This is a genomic window from Sphingobium yanoikuyae (assembly GCF_034424525.1).
Lineage (GTDB): Bacteria > Pseudomonadota > Alphaproteobacteria > Sphingomonadales > Sphingomonadaceae > Sphingobium > Sphingobium yanoikuyae.
This window is the reverse complement of the sequence record NZ_CP139979.1, coordinates 617669-643315: the sequence shown is the minus strand read 5'-3', so window position 1 is coordinate 643315 and position 25647 is coordinate 617669. Positions and strand designations below refer to the sequence as shown.

General features: G+C 66.2%; 24 protein-coding genes. 12 read left to right on the top strand and 12 right to left on the bottom strand.

Going from position 1 to position 25647, the window contains the following annotated elements; genetic code table 11:
• The first annotated feature begins 220 nt into the window (after positions 1 to 220).
• From U0025_RS02970 to U0025_RS02960, 3 genes are read left to right on the top strand one after another with little or no spacing between them, the layout of a single operon-like run.
• The gene (locus U0025_RS02970) at positions 221 to 1300 is read left to right on the top strand and encodes a hypothetical protein (protein WP_004211147.1); all 1080 of its coding nucleotides are present in this window, start codon (positions 221 to 223) and stop codon (positions 1298 to 1300) included.
• Positions 1297 to 2400 (top strand): CDP-alcohol phosphatidyltransferase family protein, encoded by a 1104-nt coding sequence (locus U0025_RS02965; protein ID WP_004211146.1) that lies wholly within the window; start codon positions 1297 to 1299, stop codon positions 2398 to 2400. Before U0025_RS02970 ends, U0025_RS02965 begins: the two co-directional genes overlap by 4 nt.
• On the top strand, positions 2397 to 2828 hold the full coding sequence (locus U0025_RS02960; RefSeq protein ID WP_004211145.1) for an HIT family protein: 432 nt from the start codon (positions 2397 to 2399) through the stop codon (positions 2826 to 2828). The genes U0025_RS02965 and U0025_RS02960 overlap by 4 nt, the downstream gene beginning before the upstream one ends.
• 9 nt (positions 2829 to 2837) lie before the next feature.
• Here the strand turns inward: U0025_RS02960 and U0025_RS02955 are convergent, their stop codons facing one another.
• Positions 2838 to 3860, bottom strand: a complete 1023-nt coding sequence (locus U0025_RS02955) for a porin family protein (protein ID WP_257010990.1) — start codon at positions 3858 to 3860, stop codon at positions 2838 to 2840.
• A gap of 216 nt (positions 3861 to 4076) precedes the next feature.
• On the opposite strand from U0025_RS02955, the gene U0025_RS02950 reads away from it, so the two are divergent.
• Both U0025_RS02950 and U0025_RS02945 read left to right on the top strand, forming a co-directional pair.
• Positions 4077 to 5210: a BamA/TamA family outer membrane protein gene (locus tag U0025_RS02950; RefSeq protein ID WP_051156967.1), complete on the top strand. Its 1134-nt coding sequence runs from the start codon at positions 4077 to 4079 to the stop codon at positions 5208 to 5210.
• A gap of 108 nt (positions 5211 to 5318) precedes the next feature.
• Positions 5319 to 5717: a hypothetical protein gene (locus U0025_RS02945; RefSeq protein ID WP_139278753.1), complete on the top strand. Its 399-nt coding sequence runs from the start codon at positions 5319 to 5321 to the stop codon at positions 5715 to 5717.
• Positions 5718 to 5777: 60 nt separating this feature from the next.
• Here the strand turns inward: U0025_RS02945 and U0025_RS02940 are convergent, their stop codons facing one another.
• Both U0025_RS02940 and U0025_RS02935 read right to left on the bottom strand, forming a co-directional pair.
• A complete protein-coding gene (locus U0025_RS02940; protein WP_004211140.1) occupies positions 5778 to 6107 on the bottom strand; it encodes a hypothetical protein in 330 nt (109 codons plus the stop codon).
• A 105-nt stretch (positions 6108 to 6212) separates the two neighbouring features.
• Positions 6213 to 6983 (bottom strand): phosphocholine cytidylyltransferase family protein, encoded by a 771-nt coding sequence (locus U0025_RS02935; protein WP_004211138.1) that lies wholly within the window; start codon positions 6981 to 6983, stop codon positions 6213 to 6215.
• 126 nt (positions 6984 to 7109) lie between these two features.
• Between U0025_RS02935 and U0025_RS02930 the strand changes: the two genes are divergently transcribed.
• Positions 7110 to 8456, top strand: coding sequence for a lipopolysaccharide biosynthesis protein (locus U0025_RS02930; protein ID WP_004211135.1), 1347 nt, complete (start codon positions 7110 to 7112; stop codon positions 8454 to 8456).
• A 95-nt stretch (positions 8457 to 8551) separates the two neighbouring features.
• On the opposite strand, the gene U0025_RS02925 is transcribed toward U0025_RS02930, so the two are convergent.
• The 3 genes from U0025_RS02925 to U0025_RS02915 all read right to left on the bottom strand — a co-directional run bounded on the left by U0025_RS02925 (position 8552) and on the right by U0025_RS02915 (position 11335).
• Positions 8552 to 8914 (bottom strand): hypothetical protein, encoded by a 363-nt coding sequence (locus U0025_RS02925; protein ID WP_004211134.1) that lies wholly within the window; start codon positions 8912 to 8914, stop codon positions 8552 to 8554.
• Positions 8915 to 9018: 104 nt separating this feature from the next.
• Positions 9019 to 9810: a nucleotidyltransferase family protein gene (locus U0025_RS02920; protein WP_004211132.1), complete on the bottom strand. Its 792-nt coding sequence runs from the start codon at positions 9808 to 9810 to the stop codon at positions 9019 to 9021.
• Positions 9811 to 9850: 40 nt separating this feature from the next.
• The gene (locus U0025_RS02915; RefSeq protein ID WP_004211131.1) at positions 9851 to 11335 is read right to left on the bottom strand and encodes a M23 family metallopeptidase; all 1485 of its coding nucleotides are present in this window, start codon (positions 11333 to 11335) and stop codon (positions 9851 to 9853) included.
• Between the two features lie 285 nt (positions 11336 to 11620).
• On the opposite strand from U0025_RS02915, the gene U0025_RS02910 reads away from it, so the two are divergent.
• A complete protein-coding gene (locus tag U0025_RS02910; RefSeq protein WP_004211130.1) occupies positions 11621 to 14566 on the top strand; it encodes a helicase-related protein in 2946 nt (981 codons plus the stop codon).
• A 19-nt stretch (positions 14567 to 14585) separates the two neighbouring features.
• Complete coding sequence (locus U0025_RS02905) at positions 14586 to 14870, top strand: RNA-binding S4 domain-containing protein (protein WP_004211129.1); 285 nt, start codon at positions 14586 to 14588, stop codon at positions 14868 to 14870.
• Between the two features lie 21 nt (positions 14871 to 14891).
• Here U0025_RS02905 and U0025_RS02900 read toward each other — a convergent pair whose 3' ends face one another.
• The 3 genes from U0025_RS02900 to purM all read right to left on the bottom strand — a co-directional run bounded on the left by U0025_RS02900 (position 14892) and on the right by purM (position 18046).
• Complete coding sequence (locus tag U0025_RS02900; protein ID WP_004211126.1) at positions 14892 to 15683, bottom strand: MipA/OmpV family protein; 792 nt, start codon at positions 15681 to 15683, stop codon at positions 14892 to 14894.
• A gap of 201 nt (positions 15684 to 15884) precedes the next feature.
• A complete protein-coding gene (purN, locus tag U0025_RS02895; RefSeq protein ID WP_004211124.1) occupies positions 15885 to 16835 on the bottom strand; it encodes a phosphoribosylglycinamide formyltransferase in 951 nt (316 codons plus the stop codon).
• 116 nt (positions 16836 to 16951) lie between these two features.
• A complete protein-coding gene (gene purM, locus U0025_RS02890; protein ID WP_004211123.1) occupies positions 16952 to 18046 on the bottom strand; it encodes a phosphoribosylformylglycinamidine cyclo-ligase in 1095 nt (364 codons plus the stop codon).
• 219 nt (positions 18047 to 18265) lie between these two features.
• Between purM and U0025_RS02885 the strand changes: the two genes are divergently transcribed.
• The 4 genes from U0025_RS02885 to U0025_RS02870 are packed head-to-tail and all read left to right on the top strand — an operon-like array spanning position 18266 to position 23851.
• Entirely contained in the window at positions 18266 to 19549 is a 1284-nt protein-coding gene (locus U0025_RS02885; RefSeq protein ID WP_004211121.1) for a hypothetical protein, read from the top strand.
• Positions 19546 to 20178: an HdaA/DnaA family protein gene (locus U0025_RS02880; protein WP_004211120.1), complete on the top strand. Its 633-nt coding sequence runs from the start codon at positions 19546 to 19548 to the stop codon at positions 20176 to 20178. The genes U0025_RS02885 and U0025_RS02880 overlap by 4 nt, the downstream gene beginning before the upstream one ends.
• Before the next feature lie 3 nt (positions 20179 to 20181).
• Positions 20182 to 22320, top strand: a complete 2139-nt coding sequence (locus U0025_RS02875) for an RNA degradosome polyphosphate kinase (protein ID WP_004211118.1) — start codon at positions 20182 to 20184, stop codon at positions 22318 to 22320.
• A gap of 7 nt (positions 22321 to 22327) precedes the next feature.
• Positions 22328 to 23851 carry a Ppx/GppA family phosphatase gene (locus U0025_RS02870; RefSeq protein ID WP_004211116.1) on the top strand — a complete coding sequence of 508 codons (1524 nt, stop codon included), beginning with the start codon at positions 22328 to 22330 and terminating at the stop codon, positions 23849 to 23851.
• A 21-nt stretch (positions 23852 to 23872) separates the two neighbouring features.
• On the opposite strand, the gene U0025_RS02865 is transcribed toward U0025_RS02870, so the two are convergent.
• The 3 genes from U0025_RS02865 to U0025_RS02855 are packed head-to-tail and all read right to left on the bottom strand — an operon-like array spanning position 23873 to position 25605.
• Positions 23873 to 24058 carry a Trm112 family protein gene (locus U0025_RS02865; RefSeq protein ID WP_004211115.1) on the bottom strand — a complete coding sequence of 62 codons (186 nt, stop codon included), beginning with the start codon at positions 24056 to 24058 and terminating at the stop codon, positions 23873 to 23875.
• An 8-nt stretch (positions 24059 to 24066) separates the two neighbouring features.
• Entirely contained in the window at positions 24067 to 24678 is a 612-nt protein-coding gene (locus U0025_RS02860) for an LON peptidase substrate-binding domain-containing protein (RefSeq protein ID WP_004211114.1), read from the bottom strand.
• A 15-nt stretch (positions 24679 to 24693) separates the two neighbouring features.
• On the bottom strand, positions 24694 to 25605 hold the full coding sequence (locus tag U0025_RS02855; RefSeq protein ID WP_004211113.1) for a tetratricopeptide repeat protein: 912 nt from the start codon (positions 25603 to 25605) through the stop codon (positions 24694 to 24696).
• Positions 25606 to 25647: the final 42 nt, after the last annotated feature.

Here is a 25647-nt window from a genome sequence, read left to right as displayed (position 1 = left end):
TGCAAAGGTCCAGCACTGAGACCATGATTCTGCCCCGGCGGGCCTTGTTGCAAATCGATTGCAAATAATCATTGCCGAAGAGGGGCTTCGGCTTGCGTCCCGCGCCAGCCGCGCTAGAGCGACCTCGTTTCGCTCCCCCCTCGCTTTGCGACGCGGGGCGAAGTAAAGCAAACGCAGGTCATGCCCCTGCGGCGGCGAATATCTGTGGGGACCGCCTTCATTGCCAATCGACATCGCCTTTCTTGCCATCGCCGAAGCGCAGCAGGTGTTCCACTGGCTGCCGGCCGCCCTTGAACTGGGCAAGCGCGCGGATGTGCGCGTCCATGTGCTTTCGCCCTCGCGCCTGATTCTCGATCTGGTCGCCAGCTATGATCCCGAAGGTCGGCTCGACCTCATCAAGCTGCGTCGCCCCTCCACCAAGCCCGACTCCCTGTTCCGCCTGCCCTCGCGGCTGGCGACGCTGCTGCTCAACTATCGCGCCATCGCCCGCTTCCCAACGCTGGTGACGACGGAGATTACCAGCGCCTGGCTGAAACGGGTGCCCGGCTTTGCCACCCGCCTGATCCTGATCAAGCATGGCGCGGGCGACCGGGCCGGCGGCTACAAGCAGCGCCATGCCGATTTCGACCTGACCATCGTCGCGGGCGAGAAGGACCGGCGGCGGATGATCGGCTATGGCCTTTGCACCGAAACCAATTGCCTGGTCGGCGGCTATGCCAAGTTCGAACTGCGCGCGCCGCGCCGCCCCTTGTTCGACGATGACAAGCCTGTGCTGCTCTACAATCCGCATTTCGACCCGGACCTGTCCTCCTGGGTCAGGCACGGGCCGCAGGTCATGGCCGCACTCAAAGCGCTGCAGGGCTGGAACGTCATCATCGCGCCGCATGTGAAGCTCGCCCGCCGAATCCCGCCGATCCACAGCACCAGCCCCCATATCCGCATCGACATGGGCAGCCGCCACTCGATCGACATGAGCTACACGACCAGCGCCGACGCCTATCTGGGCGACGTGTCGAGCCAGGTTTACGAGTTTCTGATCACCCCCCGCCCCTGCATCTTCCTGAACCTCGACCATCATGACTGGCGCGAGGATCAGGCCTTCGCCCATTGGCGTCTGGGCCAGGTGATCGACCGCGCCGATGCGCTTCAGGGCGCGCTCGATCGGGCAGCGGACTTGCAACCGGGCCTGGTTGCTGCTCAGGAAGCGGCAATGCAGGATAGTATCGATCTTTCCCCGGTCCCCGCCTCGCAGCGGCAGGCCGCCCTCATCCTCGATTTTGCGCAGAAGGCACAGGCATGATGCAGACGATCAGCACCACCCTCGGCCCGGTTCGCCTGCTTGGCGAGAACGCGACCCCGATCTGGGGCATGTCCAATGCCGAACGCAATCGCCGCATGGCGGAAAGCGCGGCCAAGAATGGCAGCACGCTGGCGCCGGGCCATGAACTGGTCTTCAACCTCGCCTATGCCTTCGACCCGCTGCTGCTGCGGCTGGTGCTCGAAACGCCCGGCACGATGTTCGCCTGGGCCGGCCAGCCGATCGTCGGCCAGGTGCCGGCGGGCAGCGACCCGATGCAGGCCAGCAACCTCATCGACCTGTCGGACGGGCGCAAGCTCTACAATCGCCAGTTGCGCAAGCTGGAACAGCCGATGGTGCGCGAACTGGTGCCCCAGACCCGCAAGGCGATCGAGCGGCAAAGCTATTTCGGCGCCTATAAGGGCGTGACCGACCTGCTGACCAAATATCTCTGGCCCGAACTGGCGCTGATCCTGACGCGCATCGCCGCGCAGCTGAAGATGACGCCGAACATGGTGTCGGTGATCGGCGTGACGCTCTGCCTGGTCGCCACCTTCCTGTTCGCCAAGGGGCTGTTCTGGACCGGCTTCCTGTGCGGCTTCATCTTCATGGTGCTCGACACGGTGGACGGCAAGCTCGCCCGCTGCACCATCACTTCGTCCAAATGGGGCAATGTGATCGACCATGGCGTCGACCTGGTCCACCCGCCCTTCTGGTGGTATTTCTGGGGCACGGGCCTCACTTATTGGGGGCTGGGCCTGTCGGCCGGCACCTTTACCTTCATCATGACCGCCGTGATCGCAGGCTATATCCTCCAGCGCCTGATCGAGGGGATGTTCCTCAAGGACTTCAAGATGGACATCCATGTGTGGCGCCGGTTCGACAGCCAGTTCCGCCTGATCACCGCGCGCCGCAACCCGAACATGGTGATCCTGTTCGTGGCGCTGCTGTTCGGCCGGCCCGACATCGGCCTGATCGCGCTTGCCTGGTGGACCATCCTCTCGCTGGTCGTCCATGCGGTGCGTCTGGCGCAGGCCTATATCGTCCACCGCTCCGGCCGGCCGATCGTCAGCTGGATGGACGAAGCGGAAGCCGCCGCATGAACGCCACCATCGCCAAGTTCGGCTGGCCCGCCACGCTGGTGGCCGAATTCGACCATTGGGTCGTGCTGCTGCGCCCGGCCCAGCCGACGCTGGGATCGCTGGTGCTGGCGGCCAAGAGCGACGCGACCGCGTTCGGCGACCTGCCGGGCGCCGCCCATGCCGAACTCAAGACCGTCACCGCTGCGATCGAGGCTGCGCTGACCAGCGCGGTCGGTTATGCGAAGATCAACTATCTGATGCTGATGATGGTCGACCCGCATGTCCATTTCCACGTCATCCCCCGCTATGACGGGGAACGCAGCGCGGCCGGCCTGACCATCACCGACGCCGGCTGGCCGGGCCAGCCCGACCTTGGCAGCGCGGTCAAGATTGACAGCGAAGCTGACACGGCGCTGCGCAATTGGCTGAAGGGGCATTTCGCCCTCTGACCGAACGGATCAGGGCCGAAAGGTCAGGCTCAGCACGAAGCGGTTGGATTCCTGCCCCAGATTATATTCGGCCTGCATCGCCCAATGGCTGGACAGTTCCAGATTGGCGCCGGCGATGCCGGCCCAGGGACGGCGGCTCGACAGATCGACCTTGTAGCGCAGGCCGACACCATCGCCGTCCTCGAACAAAGGGCCGCTGCGCACCAGTCCCGACACGGTGACATCCATGTCGAAATAATTGGCGCCGACATAGGGTGTCAGGATCGTGTCGCCGCCCAGCGAGACGCGCGGGCCGGCCCGTGCCGCGATGTTGGTCATCCGCATGTCGGACCGGTCCTTCTTCGCCACGCTGATCGTCTTGGCGAGGGACAGGGCGGCAAACCAGCTGTTGCTGCCATAACCCAGGATACTGCCGAAGGTGAAGGAGATGTTGTCGACATCCGCCTTGAAGGGCAGCTGGCTATGACCGCAGGGCTTGGCCGGGCGACAGAAGGGGAAAGGCACGAAGGCATCGAGATCGATGTCGACGCCGACATCGACATGCCCCTTCACCTTGCCGATGCCGGCGAACAGGTTGAGAAAAGGAAACAGCCAGACATCCGCCTTGAACTCGCTGTTGCTGGTCCGGCTTTCCATCTCCGTCGTCGTGACGAAGGGCACCTGTAGCAGCGACGCGCCCTCGGGCGGGTCATCGCCCTTGGCAATGGCGACTGCCAGGTTCCGGCTGTTCATATGCTGAACATTGTGGATCAGCATGCCGCTGGCGCCCAGCGCGCGCTGGATATGATAGCCACGTTCTATCGCCGCCCGCCCGCCGATCGGCAGCAGCGGATATGTCCTGCGCTCGGGCGGGGGCTCCACCGCCCCTTCTGCGGGCGCAACGGGCATCGGCGTGTCGGCCGTCCCGCTGACGGGATCGGCGCTGGTCGCGACCTGGGTAATGATCGGGACGGGCGGCACTTCTTCTGCGCGGGCATGGCCCGCCACGCCCAGCGTCATGACCGATAGCAGCGTCACTCCTCGCATCGCCATCATCCCCTGTCCCCCGGCCCCGCGCCCTGCTCCTTCGGACCGGGCAGACAATATGCGGGAAAGGCGCTCGCCTGGCTTGTGGGTATTTTCCCCCTTTTGCCTGCACATTTCCCCCGATGGCGCCGCCCCTGCCTTCCTCTAGGCTGGTCCGACATGACAGGGAGACATGGCGTGCGACACGCGCTGGCCGGCCCAAGCCTTATAATGTGCCTGGGCATGGCCCTTCCCGCCGCCGCCCAGAACACGCCTTCGCGCGAGATCATGGATCAGGCGCAGAGCGTGCAGGCCGGCGAACCGGAACCCGCGCCCGATGCCGCCCTGCCCCCGCCCAGCACCAAGCCGGACCTGGTGATCGCGCCGATCCCGCTGTCCAATCCGGCGATGGGCACCGGCCTCGCCGGTGCGGCGGTGCTCTATTATAATCCCAACGGATCGTCCCGCCCCTGGGTCAGCGGCTTTGGTGGCGGCTACACCAGCACCGATAGCTGGGGCCTGGGCGCATCGCACAACATGACATTGGCCGACGACCGGCTGCGCTTCCAGGGCTGGGCCGGCTATGGCGTCGCCAATCTGCGCTTCTATGGCATCGGCGCCAATGCCGGCGCATCCAACCTGTCGATCAAGCTGCGCGACAAGGCCTTCGCCGCCATGATCGACACCCAATATCAGATCTTCAGCAAGGGCTTCCTGCGCCACCTCTCCTTCGGCGCGCGCCTCTATTATCTCGACATGAACGCCCGCGTTTCGCTGCCGCTGCCCAATCATCCGAACCTGACGCCACCCGCGATCGAACGGCACAGCCAGATTGCGATGCTCGGCCCCTCCTTCACCTTCGACAGCCGCAACAATCCGGTCGATCCGCGCAAGGGCGTCTATACCACCGGTTCACTGACCTATGGCGCCGACTGGCTGGGCAGCGACTTCACCCATCACAAGCTGCAGATTGCGGGCAATGGCTATTTCCCGCTGGGGCGCGAAACCGTGCTGGTGGTGCGCAAGACGCTGTGCGAGGCATCGGACGGCGCGCCCTACTACGATCTGTGCCTCTATGGCCAGAATGGCGACCTGCGCGGCTATGAGACCGGCCGCTATCGCGACCGGGCCAGTTGGGCGCTGCAGGGCGAGGTGCGCCAGCATCTGTTCGGCAAGATCGGCATGGTAGCCTTCGGCGGCATCGGCGGCATTGCGCGCAGCGGCAAGGATATCTGGAAACACACCAAGATGCTGCCGGCCGGCGGTTTCGGCCTACGCTATCTCGCCTCTAAGGAAGCCAATGTGAATCTGCGGGCCGACATTGCCTGGGGCAAGGACGGCGCCGCCTTCTATTTCGGGATCGCGGAAGCCTTCTAGGTCGGGTAGACAGATCAGACGGTCGGCAAACGACCATTTTTTGTCATTCGCATCGCCTCGACGCTCGCCCAATTGCGGACACTGCGGATCCGAGGCTAAGCTCAGTAAATGATACAGTCTATCCCGAATTTCCACGATGGATACGTGACAGGGTTAAAGGTGCACGAAGGTGGCGCTACGCTCTACTTGCAGCAAGTGGATGGCGCAGATTTCAATTTGATCCTTGAAGGCCTTGAGGCGCTGCAAATCGATGATTTTCGGCAGGGCAATATCATATCGCACGTCGATATTATCGGAGGGTGCTTGCTGAGCGCCGATGCCCTTGATCGGCTCTATGAGCCGCCACATCCGACTGCGGCCCCGCAATATCACGAGAAACACGCCTCTTTTGTAAAAGGGCAAGTAGAGCGGATCGAACGCGGGGAAGCTCAGTTACTGGTGATCGTCCCGTCCTATGGCGCAGATTTGTTAGCAATATGCCGACAGGTGCATTGCGTAGCAGCCTGACGGCTGTCGACCAGAAGCGGCCACTCATGGACATAGGGTTAGTCGCCAGTAGCAGACAAGTCAGGCCTGATTATGTTTGCTGTTCACGGCGCTTTGTATCCGATTGAACACCCTGCCAGTGGCAAGGAAATTGATTAGCGCGAACTGCCCGACCATAAACCGAACGACGGATACGAAATGTGTGCCGCCACTATGCGTCAGGCGAATGACGCGGCCGACCTTATGCAGGCGGATCAGTTCGACATCTTCAACATCATGGAATGCAATGTGATAAGCATTGCCGCCTGATTTTATGGCAATGGCCTTATCGTCGATGTCCAGAACGCCTTTTGCCACTTTCGTAGCTAGGCCCAACTCAAAGCCGTGGTGATAAAAAATCCGATAGCTCATATCTTGCCTGAATGGGTGATCCCGGTCTCGCTATGCTAACCCATAAGCGGACTGTCGCAAATCCACCCATTCCGGCCATTTGGCAGTGCTACGCAACCCGGCGCGTCAGGCTCCGTAACGCCCCTGCGATACCCATTTCTCGGTCAGCGCGTTGGCCGCATCGACATCCTGCGGGAAGTCGACTTCCTGCCATTCCAGCCCCTCGATCGACACGGTGCCGACCCGGTTGCCCTTGGCGATGATGTCGATCGCGCGCAGATACCAGCGGGCAACGCCTTCGGGCGTGCGCATCATCTGGTCGACCTGGTTGCGGAAGATCGCCGGCCCTTCGCCCACGAACGCCAGCATGCCGATCGATTCGGCATTGGTGTCGGGCGGCAGCAGCCGCTTGCCGATATGGTGCAGGCGACCGCTCTCGTCCCGGTTCACCTTCATGTCGTCATCGTCATAGTCGCCGTCGGGCTTCACATCGACGGTGACGGTGATCGCGTCCTTGGCGCCCGAGACCAGCTTTGCGACGATCTCGTCCGACACGATGGTGTCGCCGTTCAGGATGATGAAGTCCTGGTCCATCTCCTCACGCGCGATCCAGCAGCTGCCCAGATTGTCGGCGACCTGGAAGAAGGGGTTGAACAGCGTGCGGATGCGCGCGCCGGTCTCGCGATAGAGTTGCAGCGCATGATCCTCGACCCGCTCGGTGCGGAAGCCGGTGACGACGACGATGTCGGTCACGCCATTGGCGACCAGCGCGGCGATTTGCCAGCTGATCAGGGTGCGGCCGTTGAAATCGATCATGCACTTGGGCACGTCACGGGTCAGCGGCAGCAGGCGCGAACCCTGGCCGGCGGAGAGGATGATGGCTTTCTTGATGGTCATGCCCGCGCTTTAGAGCGATTTCGCAGCGCAGGGAAGAGAAGGACGTATTTGCGCAATGCGCCGCCCTTCCCTAGATAGACGCCCGCCAGCAACAAACGGCGTGTCACGCGAAAGGCTCCTGTTCCGGTGAAGTTGAAGCGCGCAAAGGGTAGCAGCGCACAGGATGGCTTTGCCCGTATCCTGGCCAATACCGGCTGGTTGCTGGGCGGCAAGGGCGTGGGCGCGGTGCTGAGCCTTGCCTATCTCGCCATCGTCACCCGCACGCTGGGCGTTGCCGATTTCGGCCGCTTCGCGCTGGTGCTGAGCGCCGCCAACGTCATCAAGACGTTGGTGTCCTTCGACAGCTGGCAGATCGTCGTGCGCTATGGCCAGCCGCATCTGGCCGACGGCAACGGCAATGCGCTCAACCGGGTGCTGCGCTTCTGCATCCTGATCGATCTCGCCTCGGCCGTGGCCGGCGGCCTGATCGCCGCGATCATCATCCTGGCCTTCGGCAACCAGCTGCAACTGGGGCCCGGCATGGGGCTTCAGGCCTGGCTGTTCTGCATGGTGATGATGATCACCATCCGATCCTCCCCCACCGGTATATTGCGCCTGTTCGACCGGTTCGATTCGGCCGCCGTCGCCGAAACCATGATCCCGGTCGGACGGATGATCGGCGCGGGCCTGGCCCTGGCCCTGATGCCCGGCATCACCGGCTTCCTGATCGCCTGGGGCGCCGCCGAACTGCTGTGCGCGGCGGCCTATTGGTATCTCGCCCTGCGCGAAGGCAAGGGACGGCTTGGCAACTGGACCGCCGGCCGGGCACTCGATGCGCGCCAGGAAAATCCCGGCATCGTCGGCTTCCTGACCGCCACCAACCTGCAGACCAGCCTGTCCGCCATGGGACAGCAGGTCGCGGTGCTGGTCGTCGGCCTGTTCGTCGGGCCGGTGGGCGCGGGCCTCTATCGCCTCGCCAACCAGCTCGCACAGTCGCTGACCAAGATTTCCAGCCTGCTCTCGCGCAGCATCTTCGTCGAACTGTCGCGCACCCAGTCCAGCCATGGCGTGGATGCGCTGCGGTCTCTGTTCCGCCGCACCAACCGGCTGGCGCTGATCGCGGGCGCCATCATCATCGCGCTGATCCTGACCATCGGCCATCCGCTGCTGGGCCTGATCGCGGGCAAGGAATTCCTCCCCGCCTATCCGCTGCTGATGCTGCTGGGCGTATCGGCCTGCATCGACCTGGTGGGGGTCAGCTATCGCCCGCTGCTGATGGCGACTGACCGGGCCGGCCTGTCGCTGCGCATCACCTTTGCCTCCACCCTGCTGCTGCTGGGGATGCAGGCGGTGCTGCTGCCGATGAATGGCACGATCGGCGCTGCGATCGCCAATATCGTCGCCTCGATCGCCGGCTTCCTGATGATGGGTCTTGCCACCCGCCATGCGCTGGCATTGCGCGATACGCTGCCGCCGGAGCCCGACGCGAACTGAGCGACACCAGCGCGCCATCCCTGGATCGAGGGGGGAGAGGAACGACGCACTGGTGCCGCGCCCGGTTCAGCCTGATGAGACCGGGCTAGGGAAATTCAATAATATTTGAAGGCGGTTACCACCCCATTCTGGGTGCTGCACTTGAACGTCTTCTTCACCGTCTTCTGCTTGCCGTCCTTGTCGATCACGACATTGACCAGCGCGCGCACGGCGCCGCGGCTGTCGCTTTTCTTGTCGGTATCCTCGACCTCGCGCAGGGTGACGTCGATCACGCCCTTCTTCGCGCCCTGGGCCTTGGCTTCGTTCAGGCAGGCGGCAACCGATACGTCGCGGGAATCGCCGCTGACCGGGGTGACCGGGGTCGGGGCCGGCGGCGGGGGCGCTGCTTCGGGCGTTGTCTGTGCCATCAGGACGAGGGTGGCGGGCAACAATGCCGCCAGGGGCAGAATCTTGCGCATGCGGGTGCTCCCTTCATCGGCCCCGTCTGCCGGGTCCGATTGCTTCTAGCATGCGGCCAAGACGCGCGGCATCGGGAATAACCCGATACGGGCTGCCCTATGCTTCAGCGTGCAAGGATGGATTCGATCAGCACGATGTCGTCGGGCTTGTCGGCGTCGATACAGGCTTCCGCCTGGTCCATCGCCACCAGCCGCGCGGTCAGGCCAAAACGCCGCCCCACCCGCGCAATGCCGCCGCGCAGGGTCAGGATGCGCAGCAGTGCGCCGACCAGCGCCAGCGGGCCAAAGGCGGACAGGATTTTCCAGCCCTTCTTCCGGTCCTGCTCGACATCCTGCCACAGCGCAATCACCGGCCGCGCCTTGGCACTGCCGAACCAGAAGATGTTCGCGCCCGACCACCAGCCGTCGCGGAATTTGAGCCAGGTGCGGCGCGACTGCGGATAATGGGCCAGCAGGGTCGTCTTCTCGACCAAGGCGACGGCGATGTCAGCGCCCGTCGCCTCCGCCACGAACTGGTCCAGCATCGCCGCGTCGAGCAGCACATGGTCCGCCGTCGTCATCAGCAGCGGGAAAGGCAGGTCCGCCTTCTCCATCAGTTCCAGCAGCGAGGAGGCGATGCCCTTGCCGCCGCGCTCGAACCGCACGCGCGGATCGCTTGCCAGCCAGGCGGTGGCCGGATCATCGGCGAAATATTCGGGATTCTGCGTCAGCACCACCAGCTGGCCGATCGCCGGATGGGCGAGCAAGGCGCGCGCCGGGCGGTTGATCATCGGCTCGCCTGCGACCGGCACCAGCGGCTTGACCGGCACGCCGGCAGCGGTGGCGAGCGGATCGGCGATCGGCCGCGCGCCGGCCAGCAGGATCGCGGTGATGGTGGCGGGATCGGAGGATGTCATGCCCGCTCGTTAGCCGAGCGAGCCAGCGCCGCAAAGCCGCTTATTTCCCCGCAGCGGCCTGTGCGCCCGCGGTCGGCGCGGCCGCCGCCACCTCATGCGTGCCGACCTTCAGCCCCTTGAGCTGGGCCAGGCGCGCGCGGAACGCGGCCAGATTGCTGCCGGTCAGCTGCGCCGTCGTGGTGAACTTCACCGACAGCGGATTGACCACCTGCCCACCCCGATACAGCTCATAATGAAGATGCGGACCAGTCGACAGGCCGCTGGAACCGACATAGCCGATCACCTGGCCGCGCCGCACCCGCTGGCCCGGCACCGCCGCGATCCGGCTCATATGGGCATAGCCGGTGGCCAGGCCCACGCCATGGGAAATGCGGACATAATTGCCATGGCCGCCATGGCGGCCGGCAAAGGCGACCACGCCGTCGGTCACGGCATAGATGGGCGAACCATAGCGCGCGCCGAAATCGATGCCGGCATGCATGCGGGTATAACCCAGGATCGGATGGCGGCGCATGCCGAAGCCCGATGTCATGCGGGCGCCGTCGACCGGCGCGCCCAGCACGCCGCGCTTTTCGCCCACGCCCGATGCCTCGAACCATTCGGTGCGGCCCTCGCTGGTCCATTTCAGCATGTCGACCGCCTTGCCCCGCGCCCGGCGGAAACCGGCATAGAGCAGCTCGCCCACCTCGACATCGCCGGTTTCGGCGCGATGATATTCGGTGATGATGTCATAGCGGTCGCCTGCGCCAATCGATCCCAGATCGACCTGCTTGGCGATCACCCGCAGGAAGGCCTGCACCGCCTTGGGCGGTGCGCCGGCGGCGCGGGCCGAACGATAGATGCTGTCGCCGACCACGCCCTGGATGCGCAGCGGGGTGTTGTCGACGCGAATGGGCACGCGCGTCACCTGCAGCACGCCGCCGACCCGGTTGAGTTCGACCGCCAGGTCGAGCCGCGCGCGGAAATTGAGCTTGTCGAGCGGCCGGGGCGACGTGCGGCTGGCACGGCGGCCCAGGATGATGTCGAGCCGGGTGCCCGGCTTCACGCCCGCGCCGATGTCGCCGCCGACCATGCTGGTCACGGTCGCGACATCGCCGCTGCTGACCCCGGCACGCGACAGGGCGCGAGCCAGCGTGTCGCTGCTGCCGATCTGGGCATTGAGTTCGATCTGCGGCCGTTCGGGTGTTTCCTTGAGCGGCTGCACTGCATCGGTCGCGCCCATCCGCCGGCCGCTGTCCGCGCCCAGCGCCAGCGGCGTGATCATCTGGCTGCGCACCTCGTCATATTGCGCGGGCGTCAGCAGCGGTTCGGGCGCGCCGGGCACCGGCTGGAAACCGGGCGAGAGATAGAGGGCGGTGGCGCACAGGCCAAAACAGGTGGCAAGGCCGCGGAACCAGGTAAGGCTGCCGACATTCTGCCCCAGGTCCGGGACGAGGTTGACGTCCTCCGCCCAGTCCCTCAGGCGCGTGCGCCAGTCGCGCGGCGCCGCCGGTCGCTGCAGGCTGTCCGCCAGCCATAGCGACATGGACGCGCCACCCTGCTGAAAACCCGACTGATTATCCTGGAACAAAAGCCGCAACCCCCGGGGTGCTTTTTATCGCATCGCCAACGCAATGGTCCCCGCGCCATGCGTCGGACCGCACCCTTGTGAACGCGCAGGGTTAAAGTCAATTTAAGACGCCGCCATGACCCGCGCCGCTGCGACGAAACGTGCCCATGGCCGGGCAGAGTCCCGTTAACCACCGGAACATCGGGCCGATTGCGCAAAGTCCTTGCCCTGCCCGCCATCCTGCACGACATAGGCCCCATCATGGCCCAGTTCGCCCGTTCGCCCATCACCGCGGTGCTGGGCCCCACCAATACCGGCAAGACCCATCTCGCCGTCGAGCGCATGTGCGGCCATTCGAGCGGCATGATGGGCTTTCCGCTGCGCCTGCTGGCGCGCGAAGTCTATGACCGCGTCGTCGCGATCAAGGGCGCCCAGCAGGTCGCCCTCATCACCGGCGAGGAAAAGATCGTGCCGCCGGGCGCGCGCTATTTCCTCTGCACCGCCGAATCCATGCCGATCAGCGGTGGGCGTGAAGCGGCGGCGATGACCGGCGGCCTCAGCGATTTCGCCTTTGTCGCGCTGGACGAGGCGCAACTGGGCGCCGATCCCGAGCGCGGCCATATCTTCACCGACCGCATCCTGCGCGCGCGCGGCCGGGAAGAAACGATGATCCTGGGCTCCGCCAGCATCGCGAAGACGGTGAAAAGCCTCGTCCCCGAAGTCGAGATCATCGGCCGGCCGCGCTTCTCCACCCTCTCCTATGCCGGCGCCAAGAAGCTGTCGCGCCTGCCGCGCCGCTCGGCGATCGTCGCCTTCTCGGCCGAGGAAGTCTATGCCGTGGCGGAAATGCTGCGCCGCTTCCGGGGCGGCGCGGCGGTGGTGATGGGCGCCCTGTCGCCCCGCACCCGCAACGCCCAGGTGCAGATGTTCCTGAACGGCGACGTCGATTATCTGGTCGCCACCGACGCGATCGGCATGGGCCTCAATCTCGACGTCGCCCATGTCGCCTTCGCCTCGCTGCGCAAGTTCGACGGTCGCCGTTCGCGCCGGCTGACGGTCGCCGAAATGGCCCAGATCGCCGGCCGCGCCGGACGCCATCACAAGGACGGCACCTTCGGCAGCCTGGGGTCGGAGGATGGCGACGCCGCCTTCACGCCCGAAGAGATAGAGGCGATCGAGGCGCATCGCTTTCCGTCCGTCGACCAGCTTTTCTGGCGCGACGGCGCGCCACGCACCGACAGCATCGACCATCTCATCATCGATCTGGAGGCGCGGCCCGACCGCCCGGAACTGCGCGCGGCGCCGCAGGCGGTCGACCTGGCCGTGCTGCGCCGCATGGCCGAAGATCCCGAGGTCCAGGCCCGTGTCCGCTCCAAGCGCGATGTCGAACGGCTCTGGGCCGCCTGCGGCCTGCCCGATTTCCAGAAGCTGGGCGCGGAGCATCATGCCCGCACCGTGGCGCGCATCTGGCGCTTCATCGCCGGCAATGGCTCCGGCTTTGGCGGCCATATTCCACGTGACTGGTTTGCCCAGCAGATCGCCCGCCTCGATTCGGTCCAGGGCGATATCGACACCTTGTCGGGCCGGATCGCCGCCGCGCGCACCTGGTCCTATATCGCCCATCGTCCCGACTGGCTGGCCAATCCGGTGGAGATGGCGGAACGCACGCGCATGCTGGAAGAAAAGCTGTCCGATGCGCTGCATGCGGCCCTGACGCAGCGTTTCGTGGACCGACGCACCTCTGTTCTGCTAAGGGATATCGGACAGAATGCGAGCAATCTGCCGGTCACGGTCGACCCGGATGGGACGGTCTGCGTCGATGGCGAGACGATCGGGCGACTTGACGGATTTCGTTTCTCAGTCGATCCCGCTACGCGACTCCAGGACAGAAAGCTGTTGCTGGCGGCGGCGGAAAGGCGCCTTGGAAAGGTATTACGAGTGAAGGCTGACGAATTGATGAGCGCTGCGGATACGGATTTCGCGCTCATGGACGATGCGGGACAGACGCCGGGCATCGCCTGGCAGGGAACCCCGGTCGCAACGCTGATGGCGGGCGCAGGCCTGCTCGCGCCCGAAATCCGGCTCGATCGCGCGCTCGCCGCGTTGGGCCCGGATGTGCAGAAGCAGGTGACGACCCGTCTGGCGACCTGGTTCGAGGCGCAGAAGCAGAAGCATCTGCTGCCGCTGGTCAAGATGAGCGAAAGCGCTGCCGATCCGGCCGTGCCCGCCGTCGTCCGCGCGGTCTTCGCCCAGCTGGCCGATGCCGGTGGCGTCGCGCCGCGACTCGACCTTGATTCGGCGCTCGGCCATCTCGACAAGGATCAGCGCCATCTGTTGCGCCGCGCCGGCATCGATATCGGCGTGCTCGACCTCTATCATCCCGGCCTGTTGAAGCCGGGCGCGGCGCGCTGGCGCGCGGCGCTGCAGGCGACACGCATCGGCAAGCCCTGCCTGCCGCTGCCCCAGCCGGGCCTGACCCTGATCCCGACCGGCGACAAGCCTCAGGAAATGGGTGCGCGCATCGCCGGCTTCCGCAGCTTCGGTCCGCAGATGCTGCGCATTGACATGGCCGAGCGCATGGCCCGCACCGCGCATGAGACGATCGCGAAGAATGAGCCGTTCAGCGCGCTCAGCCCGCAGATCGTGTCGCTGGGCCTGAGCGAAGAAGCCTTCCTGCAGCTGATGCGCGCCGCCGGCTTCCGCCCGATCGATCCGGTGCCGACCCCGGCGCCCGTCGCCGAGGCGCCGGTCGAAGCCGCGCCCGCCGTGGAAGGCACGGACGTGGTCGAAGCGACCGAGGCTGCGCCTGAAGCAACGGCGGAAGTCGTTGCCGAGGCCCCCGTCGAAGCGGACGCGGGAACGCCTGGCGAAGCGGCGACCGAAACCCCGGCCGAAGCGCCCGTCGCCGCCACCGGCGCCAACTGGGTGTTCAAGGGTCGGCAGAAAGGCCGCCCGCAGGGCGATCGTGGCCCGCGCGGTCCCCGCCGCGATCAGCAGCAGCGCCCCGAAGGCAAATTTGCCGGCAAGAGCGACAATCGCGGCGAAGGTCGTGGCGATAACCGTGGCAAGGGCGGCGATCGCGGCCCGCGCAAGGGTGGCGATCGCGACGATAATCGCGCGCCGCGCGCTACCCCCGCCAGCCACAAGGCGGCGACCAGCAACCATGCCTTCGCCGGCCTGGCCGAACTGCTGGGACGCAATGGCTGACCCCAAGGGGGCCATTGCAATGCCGGGGACGGGCGTCGGCCCGTCCCTGCGCATCGACAAATATCTGTGGTTCGCGCGCCTGTCGAAAAGCCGCTCGACCGCGCAGAAGCTGGCCGAGGACGGCCATATCCGCCTCAACGGTCGGCGCATCGACCGGTCCCATGCGCCGGTGCGCGCCGGCGACCTCATCACCTTTCCCCACGCCGCCGGCGTCCGCGTCGTCCGCGTGATCCAGCTGCCCAGCCGGCGCGGCCCCGCGCCCGAGGCGCAGGCCTGCTATGAGGAACTGACGGTCGGCAGCTAAACCCGCCGCCGATCGCCTGGGTCAGAACCGGTAGGCGAGCGCCAGAAAGCCGTTTGGCCGCGTCGCATGCTCGACCAGCGGGCTGTCCTTGACCCGGCCGAGCAGACTGGTCGCCCCGACCGATCCGGTCACGCTCCAGCGGCTGTCGAGCCGATAGACGATGTTGAGCAGCGCCGAGACATCCTTGAACCCTGCCTTGCCGCGATATTGGTCCAGTCCGGACGCTGCCGCCTCCCGCGCATTCACCCCGAAATAGCCATCCATATGCTTGCCGTCGGCAAAGCTGGTGGCGATCGAGGGGGTGATGATGACCTTCGGATTGAGGATGACCGGATAGGAGAGGCTGGCGTCAGCAATGAAGCCGCCGGTGCTGCCCGTAATGCCCTGCGTCGCGCCCAGCGTCGCCACCACGCCGCCGCCGGTCAGATTGGCGAATACCCGCCCGCCCACGCCCCAGGACAGCCGATCGACGCCCGTGGGCACGTCGCGCCGGCGATAGCCGGGCATCGGGGTGACGCCAGCACCGATGGTCAGCGCCCGGTCATCGACCAGATTGAGCCCCACGCCATTGCGGAAATTGGCGAAGAAGCGCCCCTCGACAATGTCGATCGCGGGCAGCGGCAGCACGCGATAATCGTCGGCGCCCTGATAGACCGGCGTCACCGCCGCACCCAGGCCGATGACGATCCGGTCCTTGCTCGGCTGCCCCACCGACTGGCGCGAACTGCTGAGATCCTGCGCCTTGACTGCCACCTGCGCGGCTGCGCCCATGGCGAGGAGCGTCATGCTCCATCGGGCTATCGTCGATTTCATTATGCAAATCCCTGTCGAAACGGCCGTCCGAAGATCAACCAGCCCCCATGCCGGCGCACGGGCATCCATGGCCCGGCACAGTAATTTCCCGTCAATATACTGTAAATACAGGACAATGTTTCCGGACAATGTCCGGCATCGGCCCGACGCAGGAAGGTCACAACTCATCCTGCATATTTGTTCGGCCCATCGACTAGATGGTCAGAACTGGTCGGCGATATCCATCAGGCCCAGCAACTTGCGCGGCGCGATCTGGCGCCAGCTGGCGTGGAGGCGGTCGGCGATATGGTCCCAGTCGGTGTCGCCCAGGTCGAGGCGGATGCCGACCCAGTCATTGCCGAAATAGGCGGGGCGGTAATAGCGATCCGGGTCGGCTTCGATCAGGGTTGCCTGTTCCTCGGGCGCGGTGGTCTTCACCAGCACGGCGATGATGCCGTCGCCATGATGGTCGCGGGTGAAATAGGCGAATTTCTTGCCCTTGACGATGCCGAAGCAGGGCATGCCATGCGACACGATCTCGTCCGCCTGCGGCAGCGCCAGCGCGGCTTCACGCACCTTGTTCAGCAGCCAGTCGGGCTGGCGCTCACGGGTGACGAAATCCGCGAGCGTGCGCGAATAGAGCTGATGTTCGGCGATCAGGATGCGCCCGGCCAGGCTGTCGGCCGTGTCGCCGGGCAGGATCGCCACCGGGGTCTGGCCCAGCACCGGGCCATCGTCCAGTTCGGCGGTGACGATATGGACCGAACAGCCGGCATGGCTGTCGCCCGCATCGATCGCGCGCTGGTGGGTGTCGAGGCCCTTATATTTGGGCAGCAGGCTGGGATGGATGTTGAGCATCCGGTCTTCCCAGCCGGACACGAATTCGGGCGACAAAAGCCGCATATAGCCGGCCAGCGCGACATATTGGACGCCCGCGGCACGCAGCTGCGCGTCGATCACCGCGTCGAACTCCGCGCGCTTTAGCCCCTTGTGGCTCTGGCCGAAGGTGGCGATGCCCTCGGCCGCGGCAAGCGCCAGGCCGGGGGCTTCCGGGTCGTTGGCGGCGACCAGCACGATCTCATAGGGGCAGTCCGCGGCCTTCGCCGCGTAGAGCAAAGCCGCCATGTTGGAGCCGCGACCAGAAATCAGGACGCCGATCTTTGCTTTGGTCATAGGGTCTCCCCTCCCGCTGGCGGGAGGGGCCGGGGGAGGGCCTGTCTTAAAGGCGATCCCTCGGAAAACCCTCCCCTAACCCCTCCCGCAGGCGGGAGGGGGATTGGTGGTGCTTGTCAGCCCAGATGCGTGGCCGACCAGTCGGCCTTTGCGCTCCAGGTTTCGGCGCTGCCCTTGACGGTGCAGCCCTTGTCGCCTTCGCTGACGGTGCCGACGCGGAACACGGTTTCGCCCGCATCCTCTAGCGCCTGGGTGACGCCGGCGACATGCGCCTCGTCCACGGCCAGGATCATGCCGATGCCGCAGTTGAAGGTGCGCGCCATCTCTTCAGGCTCGATATTGCCCTGCGCCTGGAGGAAGGCCATCAGGCGCGGCTGTTCCCAGGCGTCGGCGTCGACTATGGCATGGGTGCCTTCGGGCAGGACGCGCGGGATATTTTCCAGCAGGCCGCCGCCGGTGATGTGAGCCAGCGCGTTGATCATGCCGGCGCGGACCAGCGGCAGCAGGCTCTTCACGTAGATCTTCGTGGGCGCCATCAGCGCGTCGATCAGCAGCACTTCATTGTCGAACAGCGCCGGGCGATCGAGCTTCCAGCCCTTGTCGGCGGCAAGGCGGCGGACCAGCGAGAAACCGTTGGAGTGGACGCCCGAGGAGGCGAGGCCGATCAGGACGTCGCCAGCCTTCACCTTGTTGCCGGTCAGCGCCTTGGAGCGTTCCACCGCACCGACGCAGAAGCCGGCCAGGTCATAGTCGCCGTCGCTGTACATGCCGGGCATTTCGGCGGTCTCGCCACCGATCAGCGCGCAGCCGGCCTGGCGGCAGCCCTCGGCGATGCCGGCGATGACGCGTTCGGCGACGCCCGACTCCAGCTTGCCGGTGGCATAATAGTCGAGGAAGAAGAGCGGCTCGGCGCCCTGCACGATCAGGTCGTTGGCGCACATGGCAACGAGATCGATGCCCACGCCGTCATGGCGGTCATGGTCGATCGCCAGCTTCAGCTTGGTGCCGACGCCATCATTGGCGGCGACCAGCAACGGGTCGTCATAGCCCGCCGCCTTCAGGTCGAAAAAGCCGCCGAAACCGCCCAGTTCGGCGTCCGCGCCGGGGCGACGGGTGGCCTTGGCCAGGGGGGCGATGGCACGGACAAGGGCGTTGCCCGCGGCGATGTCGACGCCAGCCTTGGCGTAGCTGTAGGATTCGTTGTCGCTCATGAGGCTGCGCTCTACGTTCGAAACGGTCCAATGTCGAGTTTTGCGCGGTCATTGTCTCCATATCCCGTTCGCCCTGAGCGAAGTCGAAGAGCATCGCCGAGCGGAGCGAGGCGCCTTCGCTTCGCTCAGGTGAAGGCTTCGACTTCGCTCAGCCCGAACGGGGAAGGTCGTGCAGGTTCGCGCTTGGCATGCGGGGCAAATCTCGCCAAAAGGACGCCCGTGATCCTTGCCAAGACTCTTCGTCGCCTGTCGTTTCCGCCAGCGCTTGCTCTCCATGCCCTGTCCCGGCCGGCGCAGATCGCCGGCGCGGTGGGAATCGGCCTGGTCGGCGCTGCGCTGTTCGCCCAGATGGAGGGCGAACGCGGCGTCCCGCCGATCGCCAGCGGCGGCGATTATGAGGTGCGCGGCGTGAAGGTCGACGTCCAGGCCGGCAGCGCCGACGCGGCCCGCTATGCCGGCTGGCGGCTGGCCCAGCGTCAGGCGTGGAAGATGCTGTGGACCCGCACCCATGGCGGCACCGGCGTGCCCAGCCTGTCCGATTCGCAGCTCGAGGCCATGATCTCGGGCATCGAGGTCGAATATGAACAGGCCGGCCCCGGTCGCTATGTCGCGACGCTCGGCATCTTGTTCGACCGCGCGCGCACCGGCCAGTTGCTGGGTGTTTCCGGCAATGTGATGCGCTCGCCGCCGCTGCTGGTGATCCCGGTCATGTGGGATGGCGGCTCGGCCGTATCCTATGAACGGGTCAATGAATGGCAGAAGGCCTGGGCGCGATATCGCACCGGCGACAGCGCGATCGACTATGTCCGCGTCGCGGGCTCGGTCGCCGATCCGGTGCTGCTCAACGCCGGCCAGACCGGGCGGCGCGGCCGCCTTTGGTGGCGCGTGCTGCTCGATCAATATGGCGCGGCCGATGTGGTGATCCCGATGGTGCGGCTCGACCGGCAATGGCCCGGCGGTCCGGTGACGGCCAATTTCACCGCCCGCTACGGCCCCGACAACAGCCTGATCGGCAGCTTCGCGCTGCGCGCCTCGAACGACAGCGGCATCCCGCAGATGCTGGATGAGGGCGCACGCCGGATCGACGAACTTTATATCCGCGCGCTCAATGACGGCCGCCTGCGGCCCGATCCGTCGCTGATCATCGAGGAACCCGTCGACCCCAACGCGCTGGCGATCGAGAATGCGACCGAGGCGCCGATCGAGGCGGTCGACATGCCGCTGCCCACCGCCGGCGCCAGCGTCGCCAGCTTCGCGATCCAGTTCGACACGCCCGACGTCGGATCGGTCACCGCCGGCGAATCGGCCTTGCGCAGCATTCCGGGCGTCCGCTCGGCCGCGACCAGCAGCCTCGCGCTGGGCGGCACGTCGGTGATGCAGGTCAGCTTCGAAGGGAGCGCCGACGCGCTGCGCACCGGATTGCAGGCCCGCGGCTACAGCGTGGCGGTATCGGGCAACACCATGCGCATCTCGCGCCGGCAGGCGCCCGCAGGACAGCCATGAGCCAGATCAGCCTGCCCTTCGAATGGCAGGGCCAGGGCGAGGAGTTTCTGGTGAGCGAGGCCAATCAACTGGCCGTTGCCCATCTGGAACGCTGGCGCGACTGGCCCGTGTCCGTGACTGTGCTGACCGGCCCGCCACTGTCGGGCCGTTCGGCGCTGGGCCGCCAGTTCGTCGCGATGAGCGGCGGCAGCGTGATCGACGATGCCGAGGGGCAGGACGAGCATATGCTGTTCCATGCCTGGAACGAGGCGCAGACCGAGCATCGCCCGCTGCTGATGATCGGCCGCACGTCCCCGCTGCGCTGGACGGTGGCGCTGCCCGACCTGCGATCGCGGCTGGCCGGATCGCCCCATGTCGCGATCGAGGAACCAGACGAGGCGCTGGCGCTGGCGCTGATCGAGCGGCGGCTGGGCGCGTCGGGCGCCAGCTTCGCACCGGACCTTGCCCCCTGGCTGCTTCGGCGGATCGAGCGCAGCTATGGCGCGATTGCGGCGGTGACGGCGCTGCTGGATGAGGCATCGCTGTCATCTGGACGTAAGATTTCGGTCGCACTGGCGAAAGAGGCCCTGCAATCTGCAGGAATCTTGCCTATAGTCCCGCCCGATCCCACCAACGACCAGCGCGAGTAATCCGTGGCCGAAGCCGATCCCATCGCCAGCCTTTCGCCCGCGGGCGAGCGCTATTTCAACCGCGAGCTTTCCTGGCTGGCCTTCAACCAGCGGGTGCTGGAAGAGGCGATGAACCGGGCCCACCCGTTGCTCGAACGGCTCCGCTTCCTGTCGATTTCGGGCGCCAATCTCGACGAATTCTTCTCCGTCCGCGTTGCCGGGCTCAAGGGCCAGCAATTGCAGGATGTCGATCTGCGGTCGGCCGACGGCCTGACGCCCGCGCAGCAGCTCGGCGCGATCACCGAGACCACGGCCAGCCTGATGCGCGCCCAGCAGAAGGTCTGGGGCGCGCTGCACGGCGAGCTGGTGCAGGTTGGGATCGAGGTGATCGGTCCGTCCGCGGAAATGGATGTCGGCTGCGCGGGGTGGCTGCGCGAGCATTTCCTGACCCAGATCTTCCCGATCCTGACGCCCCAGGCGCTGGACCCGGCACATCCCTTCCCCTTCATCCCCAATCAGGGGCTGTCGATCGTCTTCGATCTCGAACGGCTGTCGGACAAGCAGCCGATCCGCGAACTGGTGATGATCCCCTCCTCGCTCGCCCGCTTCGTGCGCATTCCGGGCGAACCGATGCGCTACATGGCGCTGGAGGCGGTGATCCGCCGCTTCTCGGCCGATCTCTTCCCCGGCTATCGCGTCCGCAACAGCGGCGTGTTCCGCATCATCCGCGACAGCGACATCGAGATCGAGGAAGAGGCGGAAGATCTGGTCCGCTATTTCCGCAGCGCCATCAAGCGCCGCCGCCGCGGCCGCGTGATCCGCATGGAGATAGAGGAGCGCATTCCCGAACCGGTCGAGGAAATGCTCCAGGACATGCTCCAGGGCCATGAGGCGATCGTGGTCGAGGTGGAGGGCTTCATCGGCATCGGTGACCTTAGCGGCATCGTCGACGCCGACCGCCCCGACCTCAAGTTCGAGCCCTATGCCCCCCGCTTCCCCGAGCGCATCCGCGAATATGGCGGCGACTGTTTCGCCGCGATCCGCGCCAAGGACATCGTCGTCCACCATCCCTATGAGGCGTTCGACGTCGTCATCTCCTTCCTGAAGCAGGCCGCGTCCGACCCGGATGTGGTCGCGATCAAGCAGACCCTCTACCGCGCGGGCAAGCAGTCGGCGATCATCCGCGCCCTGATCGACGCGGCCGAGGCCGGCAAGTCGGTGACCGCGGTGGTCGAGCTGAAGGCGCGCTTCGACGAAGAGCAGAATCTGATGTGGGCCGACGCGCTGGAACGCGCGGGCGTGCAGGTCGTCTATGGCTTCATCGACTGGAAGACGCATGCCAAGGTGTCGATGGTGGTGCGGCGCGAAGGCGACCAGTTCCGCAGCTACTGCCATTTCGGCACCGGCAACTACCACCCGATCACCGCGCGCATCTATACCGATCTCAGCTTCTTCACCGCCGATCCGGCCTATAGCCGCGATGCCGCCGCTTTGTTCAACTACATCACCGGCTATGTCGAGCCGCAGCGGCTGGAAAAGCTGGTCATGTCGCCCCGCGACCTGCGCGACACGCTGTGCGCCTGCATCGATGCGGAGATCGACCATGTCCGCGCCGGCCGCCCCGGCACCATCTGGGCCAAGATGAACAGCCTGGTCGACCCGGCGATCATCGAGAAACTCTATGCCGCCAGCAATGCCGGGGTGCAGATCGACCTGATCGTGCGCGGCATCTGCTGCCTGCGGCCGGGCGTTCCGGGCATGTCGGAAAATATCCGGGTGAAGTCGGTCGTCGGCCGTTTCCTGGAACATAGCCGCATCACCGTCTTCGGCAATGGCAAGGCGCTGCCCAATAATGGCGCGAAGGTCTATATCAGCTCGGCCGACTGGATGCCGCGCAACTTCGACCGCCGCGTCGAATTCCTCGCGCCGGTCGAAAATCCGACCGTCCATGACCAGATTCTGGACCAGGTGATGGTCGCCAATCTGATCGACACCGAACAGAGCTGGGTGCTGGATCGCGACGGCCATTATACCCGGCTGGAGCCGGGCGACCGGCCGTTCAACCTGCACCGTTATTTCATGACCAACCCGTCGCTGTCCGGGCGCGGCGCAGCGCAGGAGCATGGTGCGGTGCCGACCCTGCGCCTGCGTGGCCGGGCCTGATCGCGCGATGAACTCGATGCTCAGCCGCGTGCGCGCCATGGCGGAGACCATGGCGACCTCGCCCGAACCCGCCACGGCGCGCTCGGCGATCATCGACATCGGCTCCAACAGCGTCCGCCTGGTCGTCTATGACGGGCCGCGCCGCATCCCCTTCATCCTGTTCAATGAAAAGGTGATGGCGGGCCTGGGTGCCTCGCTGGCCAAGACCGGTGCGATCGAACCGGAAGCGATGGAGCGCGGCCTGCGTGCCATCGGCCGCTTTGCCCATCTGTGCCGCGACATGCGCGTCACCGACATACGCTGCGTGGCGACGGCCGCCGTGCGCGACGCCACCAATGGCGCCGAGTTCATCACCCGTGCCAAGGCTATGGGCCTGACCGTCGAACTGCTGTCGGGCGCGCAGGAGGCGATCGGCGCTGCCATGGGCGTGCTGTCGGGCATTCCCGATGCCGACGGCATCGTTGGCGACCTGGGTGGCGGCAGCCTGGAACTGGCCCGCGTGCGCAAGGGCGCGGTCGAACAGACCATCTCGCTGCCGCTGGGCGTGCTGCGCCTGCCGCAGATCCGGGCCAAGGGGCCGCGCGCGCTGGATCGCTGCGTTGCCAAGATGCTGGAAAAGGCCGGCTGGCAGGCGGAACCGGACCTGCCCTTCTATCTTGTCGGCGGCTCCTGGCGCTCGCTTGCCCGCTTCGACATGCAGCTCACCCATTTCCCGCTGCCGGTGGTGCATCAATATGAGATGAGCGCGGCCCGTGCCGAACAGCTCACCCGCATCATCTCCCATGTCGACAAGGGCCGGCTGAAGCAGATCCCGGCGATGACCGGATCGCGCGTGCCGACCTTGCCGGATGCCGCCGCGCTGCTGTCTGTGGTCGTGCGCCAGCTCAAGTCCAGCCGGATGATCGTGTCGGCCTATGGCCTGCGCGAAGGGCTGCTCTACGAAAATCTGCCCGACGATATCCGCGCTCATGACCCGCTGCTGGTCGCGGCCGAGGCGGAAGGAGAGGCACAGGCCCGCTTCCGCGGCCATGGCGACCGTATCGACCGCTGGATCGCGCCGCTCTTCCCCGACGATGACAAGGATGCCCGCCGCATCCGCCGCGCCGCCTGCCTGCTGGCCGATGTCAGCTGGCGCGCCAATCCCGATTTCCGCGCGGAACGCGGCGTCGAAATCGCCCTGCACAGCAACTGGGTCGGCATCACCGCTGCCGAGCGGGCGATGCTGGGTCAGGCGCTGCACACCCATTTCGGCGGCGATGTCGGCACGCTGCCCAACCTCGACCGCATGGCCAGCCCCGACGCGCTGCGCCGCGCCGCGCTCTGGGGCCTCGCCATCCGCCTGGCCCAGCGCCTGTCGGGCGGCGTCGAAGGCCCGCTCGCCATTTCCCATCTGGAACGGCATGGCGACCGCATCGACCTCCACCTGCGCGACGAGGATGCCGATCTCTACGGCGAAGCGGTCGAACGCCGCCTGCGCAACCTCGCCCAGGCCATGGGCCTCAAATATCAGCTGCTCGGCGGACAGGGTTAGGCCGACACCGGCCGTGTCCGGTCAGGAAAGCGCGATCGCTTCCCGCACCACCAGCACCGGCACGCCGTCGCGCACCGGATAGGCGAGGCCCGCCGCGTCCGACACCAGCGCCTGGCGCGCGCCGTCCCAGCGCAGCGGCGTGCGCGTCGCCGGGCAGACCAGCTTGGCCAGCAGCCAGGGATCGATCGGGGCTGTCTCTTCGCTCATGCTCTCGCTCATTGCATCGTCGCGCCGCCGTCGCGCTCGGCGCGGCCGACGATCTGCATCAGCTGGATGATCCGGTCGGCCCGCTCGCTCAGCGTGTCGGCCTCCAGCAGCGTCTGCTTGGCCGCCGGGTTGAACGGCGCGATCTGGGCGATGCCGTTGACCAGCGCCATGTCGTCCAGCCGCGACACCGCCGTCCAGTCGACCGCATAGCCCAGCGCATCGGCAAAGCGGCGCGATTCCTGCTCCAGCGCGGCCCGCTCGACCAGATGCAGCACCTCATCCTCCGGCGCCTGCTCGACCTCCGCCTCGATCTGGCGGAACAGCGTCGACACCTCCAGCTCGCGCACCAGCCGGAACCGGGCCAGCCCGGTCAGGATGATGTTGAACCGGCCATCGTCCAGCGCCTCGATATGGCTGATCCGCCCCAGGCAGCCGACATCGAACAGCGGCGGCTTCTGCCCCTCGCTGCGCGGCTGGATCATGCCGATGCGCCGGTCGCGCGCGGACGCATCCTGCACCAACGCGCGATAACGCGGCTCGAAGATATGCAGCGGCAGTTCCATGCCCGGCAGCAGCAGCGCGCCGGACAGCGGAAAGATCGAGATGCGCGCGCGGTTCACCGGCTCACCGATCCTTTACGAAAACAGGATCTGCGACAGCTTGCGGCGCTGCGCCGACACCCACGGATCTTCCAGCCCGACCGCCTCGAACAGGGTCAGAAGCTGGGTGCGCGCGGCGCCGTCATTCCAGGCCCGGTCGCGGCGCACGATCTCCAGCAGCTGCTCGGCCGCGCCATCCCGGTCGCCATTGCCCATCAGTCCGGTCGCCAGCTCGAAGCGCGCCTCATGATCGTCGGCATCGGCCGCCAGCCGCGCCTCGACCCCCGACAGGTCGGCGACGGGCCTGGCATTGCGGGCCAGCGCCAGCGCCGCCTTCGCGCGCTCGATCGCCTGGTCCTTCTGCATCTCGGCGGGCAGTTCGGCGAGCAGCGCATCGGCCTCGTCCAGTTGCCCCAGCGCCACCAGCGCGCGCAGCAGGCCGCTCAGCACTTCGGCATTGTCGGGCGCGATGTCGGCAATCTGCTGGAACACCGACAAAGCGCGCTCCGCCTCGCCGCCGGCCAGCATTTCCTCGCCCATCGCGATCAGCGGCGCAATCTCTTCCGCCTGCGCCTTCTCGTCCGATTCGATCGGCAACTGGCTCAGCAACTGGTCGAGATATTGCTTCAACTGCCCCTCGGTCCGCGCCTGGCTCAGGTCCGCGACCGGCTGGCCCTGGAACACGGCATAGACGGTCGGGATCGACTGGACGCGGAACTGGCTGGCGATGAAGCCATTTTCATCGACATTCACCTTCACCAGCTTGACGCCCTTGCTGGCATAGTCGGCGCACACCTTCTCGATCACCGGCGCCAGTTGCTTGCACGGGCCGCACCATTCGGCCCAGAAGTCGACGATCACCAGGCTCGTGCGCGAAGGCTCCACCACATCCTGGCGAAACGCCTCCACGGCCGCCTTGTCGGCCTCGCTCAGTCCCAGGGTCGCCACGCTTCATTCTCCTGCAATGCGGTTAGTCGCCGCCGTCATACA